This is a genomic window from Hymenobacter mucosus (assembly GCF_900188255.1).
Classification (GTDB): Bacteria; Bacteroidota; Bacteroidia; order Cytophagales; family Hymenobacteraceae; genus Hymenobacter; species Hymenobacter mucosus.
The window spans coordinates 214,956-232,250 of the sequence record NZ_FZNS01000004.1; the positions used below are offsets into that span (position 1 = coordinate 214,956).

Consider the following 17,295-nt stretch of genomic DNA (forward strand, 5'->3'; position numbering starts at 1 on the left):
GGCAATGCAAGATGGTACTATTTCAGCACAGCTACCGTGGCGCCATCACCGCCGCGGTCGGCGTGCTCATCAGCCACGCTGGCTACTTCGCGCGTGCGGTGGAGGTAGTCGCGCACCACTTGGCGCAATACCCCGTTGCCGCGGCCGTGCAGGATCTTGATTTCCGACACGCCCAGCATCACGGCGTCGTCCACGTAGGCCATGATTCTGTTCAGGGCATCTTCTGCCCGCTCCCCGCGCAAGTCCAGCGTGGTGTTGAAGCCCGACATACGCCCCGTAATGTCCAGCGTGGCGTGCTGAGCCGGCGCTTTACGAGCAGCTTCCTTCTCCCGCTCCCGAATCTCGGAGCGCGTGAGCTTTTCCAGCTGACTTACTTTCACAATGGTTTTCAGGCCGCCAAAGGAAACCTCTGCCGTTTTGCCTTTCACACTCATAATCTCACCGTGCCCTTCCTGGCCCAGCAGCGCTACCTTGTCGCCGGGCTTAAGGGTATTCGGGTCGGCTAGCTCTCGAGTGCCGCGGGCTTTCGGCGGTTCTATCTGCAGCTTTTCCCGCACGAAGGTATCCAGCTTGCCGCGGGCTTCCTTGGTGCGCTCCTTTTCAGCCTGACCCAGGCGAATCTCCTGGATGGTAGCTTCAATTTGCTGATTCGTGTCCTTGAGCAGCATTTTCGCCTTGGCCTTGGCTTCGCGCAGTACATCAAGGGTGGTGTCGTCGAGGTACTTCTTAAGGTCTTGGTAGTCCTGGGCGGCTTTTTTCATGCGCCGCTCCTGTTTGGCCGCTTCGGCAGTGCGCTGCTCAAGCTCGGTTTTTTCCTTTTCCAAGCCTTCCAGCAGCCGGTCGTAGCGAATTTTATCTTTACCAACCAGTTGGGTAGCACGCTCCACAATGTCCTTGGGCAAACCAATTTTGCGGGCAATTTCGATGGCAAAGCTTGACCCAGGCTTACCTGTTTCGAGACGATAGAGGGGCTGCAGTTTTTCGGGGTCGTAGCGCATGGCCCCGTTAATGATGCCCGCCGTACGCTCGGCGTAGTTTTTCAGGTTGGTGTAGTGGGTAGTGATGACCCCGAAAGCCCGGGCGCGGTTGAGCTGCTCCAGCACGGCCTCGGCAATAGCGCCGCCCAGGCTGGGCTCGGTGCCCGTACCAAATTCGTCAATCAGCACCAAGCTGCGCTTGTTAGCCAGGGTCACGAACTGCTTCATACTCAGCAAGTGAGATGAATACGTACTCAGGTCGTTTTCCAAGCTCTGCTCGTCACCGATATCCAGGAAGATATCCTCGAACACGCCCGACTCAGACTCCTCGCCGGCCGGAATAAGCAAGCCGCACTGCAGCATATACTGCACTAAGCCTACCGTCTTCATGCTCACTGACTTACCACCGGCATTGGGTCCCGAAATCAGCAGAATGCGCTGTTCGGGATTCAGCTCGATGTCCAGGGGTACTACCTCGCGCGCATCGTCTTTGGCGTGGGCCTGGAAGGTGAGGTACAGGAGCGGGTGTCGCACGCGGTGCCAGCGAATCAGCGGACGAGGATTCAACACTGGCAGCGTAGCTTCCAAACGACGCGCTAATTGCGCCTTAGCCCGAATAAAGTCCAGCAGCCCCAAGTATTGGTAGGCCTTGCGTAAGTCGGGAATATGGGGGCGTAAGTGGGCCGTGAGCTGGGTAAGAATACGCACCAACTCGCGCTGGTAGGCATTTTCCAGGTCCTTGATGTCGTTGTTCAGCTCGAAGACAGCTTCCGGCTCAATGTACACCGTCTGTCCTGTAGCCGACTCATCATGTATGAGGCCTTTCACGCGGCGCTTGTGCTCGGCAATAACCGGCAGCACCAAACGGCCACCCCGAATAGTCGGCTCAGAGCCCTCGGGCACCCAACCTTCCTGGCGGGCATGGCGCAGAATACCTGCAATTTGCTTGCGCAGCAGCCCCTGCCGGTTAATCAGCTCTTGGCGCAGCTGGCTCAGCAGCGGCGACGCGTTATCGCGCACCTGGCCTTCGTCGTCCACCACCTTGTCCAAGGCAGCTAGCAGGTTGCGGTCTACCTGCACCCCAATGCCTAGCAAACGCAGCGTAGGGTACAGATTTTCCTCGACATGGGTAAAGAAGCTGAGCGCCTCGCGAATGGTGCGCAGGCTCATTTTCACGGCGAAAAACGCCGCTACGTCCAAGTAAGAACCGGGAATATTGGCGCGCACCAAATGCTGGTGCACATCGTGGTAGTGTTGGCTCGGAAAGTCGGCCCCGCTATTCAGCAGCTGGCGAAACTCGTCGGTTTGCAGTAGGAGCTTGTGAAGCTGGTCGTGCTTTGTCTGGAAGGTCATCTTGGCCACAAACTGCCGACCTAGTGCACTCAAGCACAGGCCTTCCAGCATTTCACGCAGCTGCGCGAAACCTATTTTTTGCTCAAAATTCTGAGGAAGAATCAAATCAGGTATTCCTTGTGTAGGACTGTATATTCGGAAGGGAATGCGAAGATAAACACTTCGCACGTGGGGAAAGATTCAATAAATTACATGTAATACATGGGCGCTTGCTTCATATTTACTTGGTGCCTCAGGCGGGCAGTGTCTTACAACATTTTCGCCAGTGAGGCACCTGCCCACATGGATAGTGTGCTGCTTACATCTCCCCTTCCACTCCCAGTCCAAACAGCGCAAAGTCATACTTCACGGGGTCCAGCGGGTCGAAGCTGCGGAGGTGGGCGGTAAGGTCCTCGGCGGCTAGCCAATCTACTTGCTTACGCTCAAGCAGCCCCAGGCGACGGGCCACGCGCTCCACGTGCACATCGCAGGGGCAGATGAGGTCGGCGGGTGAAAGACGCTGCCAGAGGCCAAAGTCTACGCCGCGGGTGTCGGGGCGTACCATCCAGCGCAAGTACATGTTCACGCGCTTGCAGGCCGAGCCGCGGGCCGGGGTGGCTACGTGCTTACGGGTGCGCTGAGGTGCATCCGCTAGGCTGAAGAACAAGTTGTGGAAGTTCTCTAACCTTTCTTTCTGGGTGATACCCACGAGAAAAGCATCTTCCAAGGTATCGTGCCCGGCGTAAAACCAACGCAGCCAGTGCACAAAATACAGTAAGTCTGTGTCGCAGAAGGTACGATGACAAAAGCCCAGTAGGCCTTTTAGGTCATCGTCGTGGTGTTGAGTAATAAACTGGTAGGGCGCATTGTCCATGCGGCGCATTAGTTCTAAGCACTTGCTGATGATGGTGGGGCGCCGCCCCCAGGCCAACAAGGCGGAAAATAAGGCGCTAATTTCAATATCCTGCCGCTGGGAAAAACGGTGCGGAATGCTGATGGGGTCGGCTGAAATAAAGGTGGGTTGGTCGTAATGCAGATATTTCTCGTCGAGGAGGGTGCGGACCTGGGCGTGGTTCATAATGGCAAACAAAAGGGAGAGGCGGGGCTGCTGGCCTAGCTAACGCAGAACAACAGTCTCACCTCTCCCTGTTTGGTACTGGGGTCGAAGGTTAGGGGACGTAGCTGGTTTCCACCCGGAAGCGTTGGTCGGGAGTAGCTAGGCGCTGTACGGCTTTCTTGGACAGGCGTACGAGCACGTTGGAATTTTCACCCGTGTCGGGCAGCTTGCCAATTACGCGCACATACACCGACTGCCCGTTCATGATATTGCGCACCTGCATGATAGTACCTACAGGGGCAGTTTTGTGCAGAGCTAGGTATTTATCGGAGGCGTCCGTGGGAATGACCATAGCCAACCCATTTTCTGACACGCGGCGCACAATTTCGTTGGCACGTTCGGGCGCCCGCTCTCGGTCGTCCTCGACAGGTGTGGTGGGAGTAGGAGCCGGAGCCGCCTCCCGGGCCCGCTCACGCGCTTCCCGTTCCCGGGTTTCGCGCGCTTCCCGCTCGCGCTCAGCCGTATCATCGGCTCGCTCAGGGCGAGTAGCCGGGCGCGGAGCTGCTGCAACTGGGGCGGCGGGCTCGGGACGGGTAGCAGGGGTACCTGCCACAATTATGGTTTCGCCAAGACGCACATTGTAGCTGGTAGTTACCCCATTCAGGCGGGCCAGCTCGGCGGGAGAAGTGCCAAACTTGCGGGCAATAGAGAAGAGCGTTTGGCCTGCTTCCACTTTGTACACGCGGTTGCCGCGGGCATCAGTAGGCAGGCTGCGAGTAGCCGTTGTGGGAGCGGTTGTGGCAGCCGGGCGGGTACTGGCCGGAGCTGTCATCACTACCCGGTTGCGGGGTACCAACACTATCTGGTTGGTAACCAGTGCGCCTTTTAAGCTGGGGTTAGCTTCCACAATTTGCTCTACCGGCACTTTGTAGCGGCGAGCCAACCCATAAAGCGTTTCGCCGGGTGCCACGCGGTGCTTAATCAGCATTTTGTTGTTGCGGTACTCCACGCCAATAGAATCGGGCGGGGCTACCGGCCGCGGCGCCGCCAACGCAGAGAAACCAGAAAATACAAACGCAGCAGATAGCAACGAGAATCGGGACATACAAGAAAAGCGCAAAGCAACAGGCACTGACAATACAACCTGCGCTGTATCTCACCTGCATAAATACTGCCGAAAGTTACGCATTCCTACCTAGTAGCCGCTGTGTTAAACCAGGCTTCCCAGATTTTATTGGTGGATTCTGAGATATTTTTGGCTTAGCTGCGTGCCGGCTATGATTCATGGGAGAATGAGCTACCTACTGGCTTTCAAGAAGTAGTAGTTCAGTGGCCCCAGGTAAGCATCGGAACGTGCTAGTTTTTCCCGTTTTTTGTGGCTTCCACCCTGCTGCTCTTTCTCTATGCACGCCATCGGCATTATTCCCGCCCGCTACGCCTCTACTCGTTTACCAGGCAAGCCCCTCATTGATTTAGGCGGCAAATCCATGATTCAGCGAGTAGTAGAACAAGCCCAAAAGTCGAGCCTCAGCCGCGTAATAGTGGCCACTGATGATGAGCGAATTTATGCCCACGTCATCGCATTTGGGGGCGAGGCCGTGCTGACCGCTGCTAACCACCCCAGCGGCACCGACCGAGTACGCGAAGCCTACGAACAGCTACACACCGATGCTGACTGCATCATCAATATTCAGGGCGACGAGCCATTCATCCATCCAACCCAGATTGATGCCTTGGTAGCGTTGTTTGCCCGACCTAATCCTCCGCAACTGGCTACGCTGGTTAAGCCCGTAGTGAGTGACGAGGAATTGTTCAGCCCCCACCTTCCTAAGGTGATTCTGGATACCCAGGGCTACGCCATGTATTTTAGTCGGCACCCCCTGCCCTACCAGCGCCAGTACCCTTCTGCCGACTGGCTGCTGCACCACCGCTACTTGCGCCACATTGGCCTTTACGCCTACCGGCCAGATGTGCTCCGGGAAATCACGCAACTGCTGCCTTCGCCATTGGAGCTGGCCGAAAGCCTGGAGCAACTGCGCTGGCTGGAACACGGCTACCGCATTCTGACAGCCGAAACGGAGCTGACTACCTTGGGCATCGACACCCCAGAGGATGTGGAGAGAGCCTTGGTTCAGCTAAAAATAGAAAGCTAAGCTTTCTGGCCGCTGGTTTCACCGGCTGCTTTTCCTACTACATGCTGCTCGGCAGTATCCTGGCGCTCCTCTTTCATCTCCCGCGACAGGAAGAAGTTCAGCGCCGTTCGGATAACAGCTACGGCCCCCAACTTGCCGATTTGGTCCCAACTGGGAGCTATGGCCGTGGAAAGGATATCGGCTCCAAGCTGAAATTCCAAGGCCAGGGCCAAGTAGCGGGCCAACGTGAGCCGAATAGCGGTGAAGTCGGCGGTGCGACGGGCTACAAGGGCCTTCAGAAACAGCCCCGCCGCCAGCACTATCCCCAGCGCAATAGTGAGGGCCCCAATGGTTTCAACCCCAAGCTTCAGCCACTGCACTACGGAGACTACACCGGCTTCGGCCTGAGAAAATAACGTAACTGATTCGGTCGGCATCCTTGGTTTATGAGGTAGTAGGCGTAGTGGTGCGTGTAAGTCGGGATAAGATGTAGGTAGAGCCGCGCTGCACAATTACCAGCACCACTACTAGGCCTACTGCCAGCCCAAATAGCAGCAAGTTCCCCTCGCCGCTACCGGCCCGAAAGGCAAAGTTGAGCCCCGTGGATACGGCCGGCGGGTGCATAGCATCTAGCGCAATCATGAGCAGGATACTGAGTACCATGGCTAGGGCCGCACTTACGTAACCCGGACCTACCAGGGCGTGCAGCACAAACCCAATACTGGCCGCGCCCAACTGACTGATGGCGAGCGTGCGGGCACTATTGGTACGGTGGCCGGGGTCGAGGTAAATTAGAAAGGCACTAGAGGCCAGGGAGGCAAACAGCAGGCGCTGGTTGCTCAGCAACTCCAGCAACCAAAGCATGAGCAGCACCGTGGCGGTGGGAAGCAAAGCCAACAGTAGCTCACCGCGCCGTCCCAGGCTTCGGCGGCCCGAAGCCGAAGCAGGGGTATCGGCGAGCGGCTGAGCAGTGGTAGGGGTCGAATTTGGCATTATGACTCCTACGCAGCATCACCCCAGTGGGGTGCACTAAGGCAGTACCAACTTGGCTAGCCGCCTGCCTTTTTGGCTTTGTAGCCTTTCTCAATCAAGACTGCCAGTACTTTGTCTCGAAAGTCGCCTTGGATGATGATTTCGCCGTCTTTAGCGTTGCCGCCTACGCCACACTTTGTTTTCAGAAGCTTGCCTAGGTCTTGCAGATCAGCGTCCTGACCTACAAAGCCAGTAACAAGCGTGACCTGTTTGCCGCCGCGGGCTTTTTTGTCCAGCTGCACACGTAGGTTTTGCTGCTGAGGCGGCAGCGTAGCAGCAGTTTCTTCGCCCGTGTGCTGGTACTCAAAATCGGGGTTGGTGGAGTACACCACGCCTTCCCGGCGTTTTTTATCGGCTTTCATGCGAGTAAGTTGTAAGCTTGTGAGCAAGGCGCGTTGGGTAGGGGGCCAGTATTCACCCATCACCACCCAGGACGCTCAATGCGCACACTGCACAGTGTTGTTGTTTGCGTCAGTTGGCTACTTCCAGCGCCAATGGCGTTAGTTCTACTTCAAAACGAGTGGCGTCGGTTACGTAGTCGCCATCCACGTGGAAACCCAACGGGGCTGCTGACTGCACCAGAATGTGGCGGCTGGTATGATATACGGCTGCCCCTGAAGTAGCCAACGTCCCGAGGGCGAGGCCTACACCAACCCGCAGGGCCCGCGTGAAAGGTAGTTGATCAATCAGGCATACGTCCAGCAGCCCATCCTGAATATTAGCCTGCGGAGCAATGTAGGCGTTATTGCCATACTGGGCAGCATTGGCAAAAGCCAGCACGTAGCAGTGGGTATCCAGTAGCTGCTCCCCATTTAAGGTTATTTGCACTGGCGTAGGGCGGTAGCGGCGGTACTCGCGCAAGGATATTTTCACGTACGTTTTCAGTCCTCGCGTGCCCGCCTGGGCAAACATCTTGCTTACGTGCGCATCAAACCCCAGCCCCGCGGTGCAGAAGAACGGCCGACCGTTGATGCGTCCGACATCAATGCGCTGAAACGTGGGGGCGCAAGCCCGAGCCACTGCGCCCGGCAAGTCTAGGGGTAGTCGTAAGTGGCGGGCTAAGCCATTGCCCGAGCCACGCGGCACAATTCCTAACGCTGCCTCGGTGCCCAGCAGGCCGCGTGCTACCTCATTCACAGTGCCATCGCCACCCACGGCCACCACTACCCGGAAGCCTTGCTGCGCCGCCTGCCAAGCCAGCGCTTCGGCGTGGCCAGCGTGCTGCGTAAGTCGGACCTCGAACGTGGCACCGGCGGCCGTCGCGTAGCGCGTCAGCAGGGCTGGCACGTCTTGGGTGCGATTAGTACCGGAAGTGGGGTTCAGAATAAAACAAATGCGCACGAGCGGTGACGTATGGTATCAAGGGAAATAGCGGGCGTCAAAGATAGCGCGTACCGGGTATGCCGCCCTAAAAAAGACCGCCTGCCTGGTTTCCCAGGCAGGCGGTCTTTAAGTCAGAAAGCCAGAAAGCTTAGCCGTTCATTTTCTCGCCCAACTTCTGGATGAGGTCAGCGGTGCGGGTAGAGTAGCCGGTTTCGTTGTCATACCAACCTACCACCTTCACCAGCGTACCGTTGGCCGAAGTCAACTGCGAGTCGAAGATGCACGAGTGGGGGTTACCTACGATGTCAATGCTCACCAGCGGATCGGTGCTGTACTCCAGGATGCCTTTCAGCTCACCTTCGGCAGCCTTTTGCACGGCTTCGTTGATTTGCTCCTTCGTAACTTCTTGCTTCAAGATTACGGTCAGGTCGGTGGTAGAGCCGTCTGGAATAGGCACGCGCATGGCGATACCATCCAACTTGCCCTTCAACTGGGGCAGTACCAGACCTACGGCTTTGGCAGCGCCAGTGCTGGTAGGAATGATGCTGTAGGCAGCAGCACGAGCACGACGCAGATCTTTGTGAGGCGCGTCCTGCAGGTTCTGGTCAGAGGTATACGCGTGTACCGTGGTGATGTAGCCCTTCTCAATGCCGAAAGCATCGTCGAGCACCTTCGCCATGGGAGCCAAGCAGTTAGTCGTGCACGAAGCGTTGGAAAGGATGGTTTCCGCGCCCGTCAGGATGTCTTCGTTTACGCCGAGTACTACGGTAGGAATGTTGCCAGTAGCAGGAGCCGAGATAACTACTTTCTTGGCACCAGCGGTGAGGTGCTGACCAGCACCTGCCTCGTCAACGAAGCGGCCGGTTGACTCCAGCACCACGTCAACGCCCATGTCGCCCCAGGGCAACAGCTTGGGGTCGCGCTCAGCAAGAGCAGCAATGCGCTGGCCATTTACGGTCAGGCTTTCCTCGTCGTACGCCACAGTACCGTTGAAACGGCCGTGGATAGAGTCGTACTTCAGCAGGTGAGCCAGGGTCTTGTTATCCGTCAGGTCATTGATAGCCACAACTTCCACGTTGTCGCGCTGAAGCAGGGCCTTGAACGTCAGGCGGCCAATGCGGCCGAAGCCGTTAATGGCAACTTTGATTTTAGCCATAAGAATGGGGAAATGGGAGTTTATCGGTCCGGGAGGGCCGGGTGAAAACGCGAGCGAAGGTACAGGGCTCCGCTAACATCGCCAAATAAGATAGCCATACGAAATCCAGGCGTTGGGGTAGAATTTTTTTTCGCCTGACAATCAGCCTCTTTTTTCGTCTTCGCAGGTTTTTTACCACCACCCTCTTGCGCTGAATCTATCGGGCTGTATCTTTGCACCATCAAAACGAAACAAGGCCGCTTAATCTGGTCCGTTCGTCTAGGGGTTAGGACAGTAGATTTTCATTCTACCAACAGGGGTTCGATTCCCCTACGGACTACACGCCTCGTTTTGAAAAAAGGCCTCTGCATTACTGCAGAGGCCTTTTTTATTACCTATTTCTTCTGAGCCAAGCCAGCTGCGCCGTGCTTAGTAGCGGCCCCATTAAAGACCTATGGCGGTTTTTCTGACCCGAGGTAGGGCTAGTTACCGGTGCCGCTACAATAGTGCTTTCAATCGTAGCGGCACCGGTTAGCCTTATTTAGCGGCGTTTTTCTCGGTAATGAGACGTAACGTAGCGGGCTTTACTCCTTTGCCCGTTACTTTCAACTCCAGCGGGCCAGCCTTATCCGAGGCCTGCACAGTAGCTACCAATTGGCCGTGGAAGGCGTGCATCCGGGGCTGATGAAACAGCTCCAGACTGGTTGCGTCGCCGTTGGCTACGGCCCTGAAGCGGCCCGCACCAGTTACTTTAAACGCTAGTTCGTTGGTAGCATCGGGGCACAAGTTGCCTTGGGCGTCCTCCACCCGAGCCGTTACGTAAGCTAGGTCCTGCCCGTCGGCAGCTAAGTGGGTCTGATCAGCAACCAGCTTGATGTGGTGGGGCTTGCCCGCAGTGCGCACCTCTTCCTCCGCCACGGCCTTACCCTGCGCATCGTAGGCTACTACCTTAATGCTGCCCGGCTGGTACTTCACCTCGTTCCACATAAGGCGGTACTGAGTTTGAGGCTTGTCAGAGGGCCCTTTGGTCTTACGGCCCTGGCTTACACCATTTACGAACAGCTCAGCCGAGGGGTAGTTGGTGTAGCAAAACACAGGGGTCGTTTGTCCCTCACGGCCAGGCCAAGTCCAATGGGGCAGCAGGTGCAAGGTGGGTGCGGCGGTATTCCACCGGGCTCGGTAGAGATAGTACCGATCTTTGGGTAGGCCGGCGAGGTCCATAATACCGAAGTAAGAACTGTGCGAGGGCCACACTTCATCGTAGGGAGTCGGCTCGCCCAAGTAATCGAAGCCTGTCCATACAAACTCGCCCAATACGTAGGGCAGCGCATCCTGCTTCACAAATTCCTCGTCAGGCGTCTGCGACCACACGCAGGCCTCCAAATCGTAGGACGATGACTGGTTATCGGGGTATTTCTTTTGTTTAGCTAGCTCTACCGGAAACTTGTACACCCCGCGGCTGCTCACGGTAGAAGCCGTTTCGGAGCCGAGCAAGAACCCTTGAGGCAGTTTATCGTTGGCTTCCTCGTAGCGGTGAGGTTTGTAGTTGAAGCCAGCAATATCGAGTACAGAAGCGAAGTTGTTCTTAATGGCCGCATCAATCTGGTCCATGCCGGCCGTTACGGGGCGCGAAGGGTCCTCACGGTGCACAATATCCTGGAGGCGCTTGGCAATTTTGCCGCCGCCGGGTGCGCCCTGGTCGGGAACTTCGTTGCCGATGCTCCACATAATTACGCTCGGGTGGTTTCGGTCGCGGTGCACCATGTTCACGAGGTCCTTCTCCGACCACTGATCAAAGTACTGGCTGTAGCCATTTTTTACCTTGGGTGTCTTCCATTCGTCAAACGATTCTACCATGAGCATGAAGCCCATTTCGTCGCAGAGAGTGACTAGCTCTGGGGCTGGCATGTTGTGAGTAGTGCGAATGGCATCGCAGCCCATGTCCTTCAGAAGGACTAGCTGACGGCGTAGGGCAGCCGTATTTACAGCAGCGCCTAAGGGGCCCAAGTCGTGGTGATTACATACACCCTTAAACTTGCGCACCTGCCCGTTCAGCGAAAAGCCTTTGCCAGCTTCAAATTTGAATGAGCGAATACCAAAGGGCGTGCGGTACTCGTCTTTCAACTCATTGCCGGCGTACAGCTTAGAGGTGGCCGAATACAGCACGGGCGTTTCCGGCGACCAGAGCTGGGGAGTTTTCACCACCAAGTTTTGCTCGAACTCCTGGCCGTCGGTGGCCGTGAGGGTGGTGCTGGTAGTGGCTACCACCTGCCCCGCAGCATCCCGAATTTCGGTTTCAAGGCGCAGGGGCTGGAAGGTATTGCCGGGCGTAGCTACTTGCGTGCGCAGCTTCACCTTGGCAAAGTTGGCGTTGATTTCGGGGGTAGTGAGGTAGGTACCCCACACCGGAATGTGTACGTCGTCGGTGACCAGCAGGTGCACATTGCGGTACAGCCCGGCACCAGGGTACCAGCGCGAGGCTTCAGCTTGGTTGCGCAGACGAACTGCTAGTACATTGTTGCCACCCGCTTGCAGGGCATCGGTAATGTCGCAGGAGAAGGAGTTATAGCCGTAAGCCCAGGCGCCTACTTCCTTGCCGTTCACAAATACGTGGGCGTCGCTCATGGCACCATCGAACAGTAGCACTGCCCGCTTGCCCGGCCCGAAGTCCGGCACGTCTAGCTGGCGGCGGTACCAGCCGGTGCCAATAAACGGCAAGCCCCCCGTGCGGCCCGATTTGGGGGTAGCTTTCTGCTCCTGGTTTTGCTCAATCTTCACCGTTTGCAGATCGTTGTTGCCATCAAAGGGACCATAAATGGCCCAGTCGTGGGGTACCTGCACTGTTTGCCAAGAGGCATCTTTGTAGGTGGGCTGGGCCGCATTGGGCACATCTCCCTTGGTAAATTTCCAGTTGGTGGTAAGCAGATATTCCCGGCGGGCCTGAGCCACAGCCGACTGGTACAAGGAGCCACTAAGAGTGAGGGCCGCGACAATAGGTAGAGCGCGGCAACGGTAGAAGGAAGAACTGAACATTCAGAAAGGAAACGAAAACAGGAAAGGCACTAGAATGCAGTAAGTATAAGGAGCCGGCGCGAACTTCCGGTTGCTTGGGCTGCGTCACTGTGCTCGGCTGGGTTCCTTGTCGGCGGTAACTCCACCTGTTTAAGGTGAGCCCAAGATCAACAGTATCAAATCAGGAGCATTTCTGCGCTGGAGATGAGAAGGCCAAACCTAAGCTGTGCGCGCACGTGAGAAAAAAGGAGGTAAAAAAATAACGGCTAAACGCCTCCTTCTGCCGTAAGCCTATAAGTTCACCATCCAAACAGGCTCATGTCCCGAACGATTATTGTCTCAAACCGACTACCCACCAAAGTTCTACGCACCGAAGAAAGTCTCACGTTTCAACCCAGCGAAGGCGGGTTAGCGACGGGGTTGGGCTCTATCTACCGGGAGAAGGGCAATGTTTGGGTAGGCTGGCCAGGGCTGTTCGTGGAGGATCCGGCAGAAGAGCAGCACATTACCGAGCAGCTCCAGCAGGACAGTATGGCGCCGGTGTTTCTGACGGAAGCAGAAATCCGCGACTTCTACGAAGGCTTCAGCAACTCCACACTCTGGCCCACCTTTCACTACTTCAGCCAGTACGCCACCTACGAGCAGGCCCACTGGGAGGCCTACGTGGCCGTCAACGAGAAATTCTGCCAGGCCGTGCTGGCGCTGGCCGGCCCCGACGACACCATCTGGGTGCACGACTACCAGCTGCTGCTGCTGCCCGAAATGCTGCGCCGCGCCCGCCCCGAGTGCACCATTGGCTTCTTCCTGCACATTCCCTTCCCGTCTTACGAGATGATCCGGGTGCTACCCTGGCGGGCAGAACTGTTGCAAGGTATGCTGGGTGCCGACCTCATCGGTTTCCACACCTTTGGTTACATGCGCCACTTCCTGAGCGCCGTGTCGCAGTTGCTAGGCTACTCTTCCCAGAATGGGCAGATTGAAACTCCCAGCCGCACCGTGCTCGTGGACGCCTTCCCTATGGGCATCGACTACCAGCGCTACGAAACGACGGCAGCCTCAGCGGAAGCCAAGCGCCACGAAGCTGAGTATCGTGAGGCCCTGCGCGAGGTACGCGTCATCCTCTCCATCGACCGGCTTGACTATACTAAAGGCATTGCCCAGCGTCTGCGCGCCTTTGAAGTACTGCTACAGCGCTACCCTGAGTGGCGCGAACAGGTAAGCTTGATTATGCTGGTAGTACCTTCCCGCGACCAAGTGGCCCAGTACGCTGCCTTGAAGGAAGAAATTGATGAACTGGTAGGGCGCATCAACTCCCAGTATCGCACCATTACCTGGAACCCCATTCACTATTTCTACCGCTCTTTCCCCTTGGAAGAGCTTTCCTCGTTGTACCGCTTGGCTGAAGTGGCTCTGGTAACGCCTATGCGCGACGGGATGAACCTAGTAGCCAAGGAGTTTATTGCCAGCAAGGCAGACCAGCGCGGGGTGCTGATCTTAAGCGAACGAGCCGGTGCTGCCCGGGAGCTATCCGATGCCATCATCATTAACCCTACCGATACCAACCAGCTAGCTGAGGCGATGCACGAGGCTCTAGTGATGCCGGAGGAGGAGCAGGTACAACGCATGGCCGCCCTGCAGTCGTTGGTGCGCCAATACAACGTGTTTGCCTGGACCAAACTGTTCATGGACCGCCTGCAGTATAGCAAGATCAAGCAGCTTACGCTGGCTACCGAAACCCTGAGCACGGCTCCTCTCATGCAGCTACGCGAGGAGTTTGAAGCGGCCGAGTCGCGCCTGCTGTTGCTTGACTACGATGGTACGCTGGCACCCTTTAATCCGCTTCCCCAGCGCGCACAGCCTGATGCGGAGTTGTTGCTCCTGTTACAGTCATTGACGGCTAACCCACGCAACCGAGTGGTCATCATTAGCGGGCGCGACCGGGGAACCCTGCAAAAATGGCTGGGACACCTGCCCGTAGACTTCATTGCGGAACACGGAGTATGGCTGCGCGCTGCCGGTGACGACTGGAGCCTATTTCAGGCCTTGAACAACAACTGGAAGCAGGACATACGCCCAATTTTGGAGATGTACGTGGCTCGTACGGCCGGCTCTTTCATCGAAGACAAGGAGTATTCCCTGGTATGGCACTACCGCCGCGCCGACGTGGAACTGGGCGCCGTCCGGGCCCGCGACTTGCTTAGCCACCTCACCTTTATGACGTCTAATACCGATTTGCAGGTGTTGGAGGGCAACAAGGTAATTGAGATTAAAACGGCTGGTATCAACAAAGGCACTGCCGCCGCCCGCTGGGTAAGCCAGTACAACCCCGACTTCATCCTAGCCCTCGGCGACGACCGTACCGATGAGGACACCTTCCGAGCTATGCCAGCAGAGGCATATACGGTGAAGGTGGGTAGCTCACCCCGCTCCCAGGCCCGCTACCACTTAGCCTCTACCCAAGAGGTGCGGCGCCTGCTCAGAAGTCTGCTGACGTAACCCTGCTACTCGCTTTTACTGCGCTACTTTCACAAGCCACTACCTTCTTCTAGGTAGTGGCTTTGTTTTGCTGAGCTACGCGCGCCCCCGGCTTGCCTACCCGAGTATTGCCGTACTTTCGTGGCTTTCAAGAGTGAGTAGTACGCATGCCCCATCTTCAAATTGACGACTTGCAGGTAGAAGTCGTACGTAAGAATATACGGACCCTGCGCCTGAGTGTGCACATGCCCGACGGCCGAGTGCGCGTAACCGCACCATTCCGCACTTCTGATGCCACGGTGCGGGAGTTGGTATTAGCCCGTCAGGCCTGGATTCATAAGCACCAAGCTACGTTTGCCGCGCGCGAGCAGCTACCACTTCTCACGTACGTAACAGGCGAGATGCACCTGTACCAGGGCACGCCCCATACATTGCGTGTGCATCCTACCACCAGCCCAGCCAAGGTAGTACTTCAAGAGCCTGGCTACCTTGACTTACATGCCCCTCTTACGAGCACAACAGCCCAGCGGGCCCAGGCCCTGGCCCATTGGTACCGCCAGCGCCTGCGTGAGCAGCTACCCGCACTGCTAGAGAAATGGCAACCTGTAGTGGGGGTGCAAGCCAACGCTTGGGCTATCAAACAAATGAAGACGCGCTGGGGCACCTGCAACATCCAGGCCCGGCGTATTTGGCTGAACCTAGAACTAATCAAGCGGCCTCTACCCTGCCTGGAATACGTGGTGGTGCACGAACTGACCCACCTGCACGAACGCTACCATAACGCCCACTTTTGGGGCCTTATGGACCGGTTCATGCCCGATTGGCGCCAGCACAAAGCCGAACTAAATCGGGTGTACCTGGGCTCGGCACCCGGCCCAGATGCGTGCTAACCGGTCAGCAACCACAAAGCCCCGGCACTGCTGTTCAGCACCGGGGCTTTGTGGTTGCTGATCAATTCGCTACTTACACGAACGTAGGACGATCTAGCTTTTTGGCAATGCGGTACGCGGCGTTTACTAGCCCTACGTGGCTGTATGCCTGGGGGAAGTTGCCCCATTGAGAGCCCGTTTTGGCGTCCACGTCTTCACTCAGCAATCCAAGGTGGTTGGTGTACGTGATGAGCTTTTCAAACTCCCGCACCGCGTCATCCAAGCGGCCCACGCAGGCTAGAGTTTCCACATACCAGAAGGAGCAGATAAGGAAAGTCGTTTCGGGGGTTCCAAAGTCGTCGGCGTGGCGGTAGCGGTAGAACAGGCCTTCGGGGGTCATCAACTCCTTCTCTAAGGCTTCTAAGTGGCGGTGAGCCCGCTCAGACGTTGGATCGAGGTAGCCCATCATGATGAGTTGCAGGGTACTAGCATCAAGGTGAGGCGAGCCAATGGCGTTGGTGTAGGCACCCCACTCGGGGCTGTAGCACTTCTCAATCCGCGACTCTGCTTCGTGCATGAGGCGAGTAGCCAATGCTTCCATTTCCGTGTCGCCGAGCGAATGAGCCACCTTGCGCGCGGCGTGGCTGCCAGCCCAGTGAAACAGGTAGGTGTAGCAATGGTACTGGGCCAAGTTGCGGAACTCCCACAATCCCGCGTCGGGCTGATCCATAGTGGCCTCAATGCGGTGCAAGGCCTCATACAGCAGTTTGGCGGGGTTCTGGCGCTCGGGGTCCAAGAAGCGGCAGTCCACGTAAAGCGGTAGCAAAGCCACCAGCACCTGCCCGTACACGTCGTTCTGAATGTGCGTGTACGCATCATTGCCAATACGCACGGGCTTGTTGCCTAGGTAGCCCTCCAAGTCCAGCTCCTGCTCTACCAGTTCCGAGGTGCCGCTGATGCCGTACAAAGGCTGGTACTTGTCTTTTACCTTGGTAGAGATATTGGCGATGTAGTGGAAGTAGCGCTCCATTTCCTCGAAGTGGCCGATGTTGTTGAAGGCCGTGAGGATGTAGTATGTATCGCGCATCCAGCAGTACCGGTAGTCCCAATTGCGAGTGCTGCCCGGCGCCTCCGGCAACGATGTGGTACTGGCCGCAATGATAGCGCCTGTGTCCTCATACTGGTGAATTTTGAGGGCCAAGGCCGACCGGATAACCTGAGTTTGGTGGAAGCTGCTGATGCTGGTGCTCTTCACCCATGTACGCCAGTAGTCAATGGTGCTGCGTAAAAACCGCTCGGCGGTACTTTCCAGCGGGGCCTCTAGCGGGGCGCCGTAGGTCAGCACGAGATACTTCGTTTCGTTGAGCACAAATTCCTCCTCATCCAGCACATACGTGAGCGGAATGTTAGTTGTGAGGCGAATTTCCTCTTCCAAGCCAAGGAAAGCAATGTGATTGGAGCTACGCCGCCGGTTTAGGGGCAGCTGCCCGTACTGGCCCACTGGCCGGCAAGCCACGCGCACCTGTGGGGTCCCGCTAATCAGTTCCACCTTCCGGATAAACATCAGAGGCTTGTAATAACGCTCGTACTGGGAGAAGCGCGGGGCAAAGTCCGTTACTCGGTAGGCACCATCAGCCGTAGTAATTTCCGTACACAGCACGTTGGTATTCTGCATGTAGTACTGGTGCGATTCGAAGCCCGCATCCGTATCGGCCGGCCGAATGCTGTACTCGCCCCCCTTTTGGGAGTCGAGCAAAGAGCCAAATACAAAGCTGCTGTCAAAGCGGGGCCAGCATAGCCAGCGCACGGCCGTGTCGGTGCCAATTAGGCCTAGGAAGGCGCAGTTGCCAATCAGGCCTAAGTCATAGGTATGTTTTGCCATCGGAAGAGAAGGTAGCGCGGCCGGGGGCCGAATGAAGTTCTGACCAGATAGTACCCTACCAGCGCCTTT

At 56.9% G+C, this 17,295-nt stretch carries 13 protein-coding genes and 1 tRNA gene; 4 read left to right on the forward strand and 10 right to left on the reverse strand.

The genetic code is table 11. From position 1 onward, the window contains the following. Window positions 1–17 precede the first annotated feature (17 nt). The 3 genes from CHB83_RS10875 to CHB83_RS10885 form a co-directional block, all read right to left on the reverse strand. Entirely contained in the window at window positions 18–2,435 is a 2,418-nt protein-coding gene (locus tag CHB83_RS10875; RefSeq protein ID WP_089332649.1) for an endonuclease MutS2, read from the reverse strand. Window positions 2,436–2,628: 193 nt separating this feature from the next. Then, window positions 2,629–3,387 (reverse strand): TIGR02757 family protein, encoded by a 759-nt coding sequence (locus tag CHB83_RS10880; protein ID WP_089332893.1) that lies wholly within the window; start codon window positions 3,385–3,387, stop codon window positions 2,629–2,631. 91 nt (window positions 3,388–3,478) lie between these two features. Further along, window positions 3,479–4,471, reverse strand: a complete 993-nt coding sequence (locus CHB83_RS10885) for a LysM peptidoglycan-binding domain-containing protein (protein WP_089332650.1) — start codon at window positions 4,469–4,471, stop codon at window positions 3,479–3,481. A 298-nt stretch (window positions 4,472–4,769) separates the two neighbouring features. Here CHB83_RS10885 and kdsB point away from each other — a divergent pair, with 298 nt between their 5' ends. Continuing rightward, window positions 4,770–5,519 carry a 3-deoxy-manno-octulosonate cytidylyltransferase gene (kdsB, locus tag CHB83_RS10890; RefSeq protein ID WP_089332651.1) on the forward strand — a complete coding sequence of 250 codons (750 nt, stop codon included), beginning with the start codon at window positions 4,770–4,772 and terminating at the stop codon, window positions 5,517–5,519. Here the strand turns inward: kdsB and CHB83_RS10895 are convergent. The 5 genes from CHB83_RS10895 to gap all read right to left on the reverse strand — a co-directional run bounded on the left by CHB83_RS10895 (window position 5,516) and on the right by gap (window position 9,009). Continuing rightward, window positions 5,516–5,935 carry a DUF1622 domain-containing protein gene (locus CHB83_RS10895; protein ID WP_045687088.1) on the reverse strand — a complete coding sequence of 140 codons (420 nt, stop codon included), beginning with the start codon at window positions 5,933–5,935 and terminating at the stop codon, window positions 5,516–5,518. The genes kdsB and CHB83_RS10895 overlap by 4 nt on opposite strands. Window positions 5,936–5,942: 7 nt before the next feature. After that, window positions 5,943–6,491 carry an HPP family protein gene (locus CHB83_RS10900; protein ID WP_045687087.1) on the reverse strand — a complete coding sequence of 183 codons (549 nt, stop codon included), beginning with the start codon at window positions 6,489–6,491 and terminating at the stop codon, window positions 5,943–5,945. Between the two features lie 56 nt (window positions 6,492–6,547). Beyond that, on the reverse strand, window positions 6,548–6,892 hold the full coding sequence (locus CHB83_RS10905) for a translation initiation factor (protein ID WP_045687086.1): 345 nt from the start codon (window positions 6,890–6,892) through the stop codon (window positions 6,548–6,550). A 109-nt stretch (window positions 6,893–7,001) separates the two neighbouring features. Continuing rightward, window positions 7,002–7,871, reverse strand: coding sequence for a diacylglycerol/lipid kinase family protein (locus CHB83_RS10910; RefSeq protein ID WP_045687085.1), 870 nt, complete (start codon window positions 7,869–7,871; stop codon window positions 7,002–7,004). A gap of 130 nt (window positions 7,872–8,001) precedes the next feature. Further along, window positions 8,002–9,009, reverse strand: coding sequence for a type I glyceraldehyde-3-phosphate dehydrogenase (gap, locus tag CHB83_RS10915; protein WP_045687084.1), 1,008 nt, complete (start codon window positions 9,007–9,009; stop codon window positions 8,002–8,004). A gap of 247 nt (window positions 9,010–9,256) precedes the next feature. Between gap and CHB83_RS10920 the strand changes: the two genes are divergently transcribed. Further along, window positions 9,257–9,328, forward strand: a tRNA-Glu gene (locus CHB83_RS10920). Window positions 9,329–9,525: 197 nt separating this feature from the next. On the opposite strand, the gene galB is transcribed toward CHB83_RS10920, so the two are convergent. Next, on the reverse strand, window positions 9,526–12,021 hold the full coding sequence (gene galB / locus CHB83_RS10925) for a beta-galactosidase GalB (protein ID WP_089332652.1): 2,496 nt from the start codon (window positions 12,019–12,021) through the stop codon (window positions 9,526–9,528). A 297-nt stretch (window positions 12,022–12,318) separates the two neighbouring features. Here galB and CHB83_RS10930 point away from each other — a divergent pair, with 297 nt between their 5' ends. Together CHB83_RS10930 and CHB83_RS10935 are read left to right on the forward strand one after the other, a co-directional pair. Next, the gene (locus CHB83_RS10930; protein ID WP_045687081.1) at window positions 12,319–14,496 is read left to right on the forward strand and encodes a bifunctional alpha,alpha-trehalose-phosphate synthase (UDP-forming)/trehalose-phosphatase; all 2,178 of its coding nucleotides are present in this window, start codon (window positions 12,319–12,321) and stop codon (window positions 14,494–14,496) included. 146 nt (window positions 14,497–14,642) lie between these two features. Then, window positions 14,643–15,365, forward strand: coding sequence for a M48 family metallopeptidase (locus tag CHB83_RS10935; protein WP_089332653.1), 723 nt, complete (start codon window positions 14,643–14,645; stop codon window positions 15,363–15,365). 73 nt (window positions 15,366–15,438) lie between these two features. Here CHB83_RS10935 and CHB83_RS10940 read toward each other — a convergent pair whose 3' ends face one another. Then, window positions 15,439–17,226 (reverse strand): glycoside hydrolase family 15 protein, encoded by a 1,788-nt coding sequence (locus tag CHB83_RS10940; RefSeq protein WP_055562774.1) that lies wholly within the window; start codon window positions 17,224–17,226, stop codon window positions 15,439–15,441. Window positions 17,227–17,295 lie beyond the last annotated feature (69 nt).

Coding starts and splice junctions, on each gene's coding strand:
- CHB83_RS10880 (WP_089332893.1), bottom strand. CDS start 3,387: ATGAACCACGCCCAGGTCCGCACCCTCCTCGACGAGAAATATCTGCAT.
- CHB83_RS10885 (WP_089332650.1), bottom strand. CDS start 4,471: ATGTCCCGATTCTCGTTGCTATCTGCTGCGTTTGTATTTTCTGGTTTC.
- kdsB (WP_089332651.1), top strand. CDS start 4,770: ATGCACGCCATCGGCATTATTCCCGCCCGCTACGCCTCTACTCGTTTA.
- CHB83_RS10895 (WP_045687088.1), bottom strand. CDS start 5,935: ATGCCGACCGAATCAGTTACGTTATTTTCTCAGGCCGAAGCCGGTGTA.
- CHB83_RS10900 (WP_045687087.1), bottom strand. CDS start 6,491: ATGCCAAATTCGACCCCTACCACTGCTCAGCCGCTCGCCGATACCCCT.
- CHB83_RS10905 (WP_045687086.1), bottom strand. CDS start 6,892: ATGAAAGCCGATAAAAAACGCCGGGAAGGCGTGGTGTACTCCACCAAC.
- gap (WP_045687084.1), bottom strand. CDS start 9,009: ATGGCTAAAATCAAAGTTGCCATTAACGGCTTCGGCCGCATTGGCCGC.
- galB (WP_089332652.1), bottom strand. CDS start 12,021: ATGTTCAGTTCTTCCTTCTACCGTTGCCGCGCTCTACCTATTGTCGCG.
- CHB83_RS10930 (WP_045687081.1), top strand. CDS start 12,319: ATGTCCCGAACGATTATTGTCTCAAACCGACTACCCACCAAAGTTCTA.
- CHB83_RS10935 (WP_089332653.1), top strand. CDS start 14,643: ATGCCCCATCTTCAAATTGACGACTTGCAGGTAGAAGTCGTACGTAAG.
- CHB83_RS10940 (WP_055562774.1), bottom strand. CDS start 17,226: ATGGCAAAACATACCTATGACTTAGGCCTGATTGGCAACTGCGCCTTC.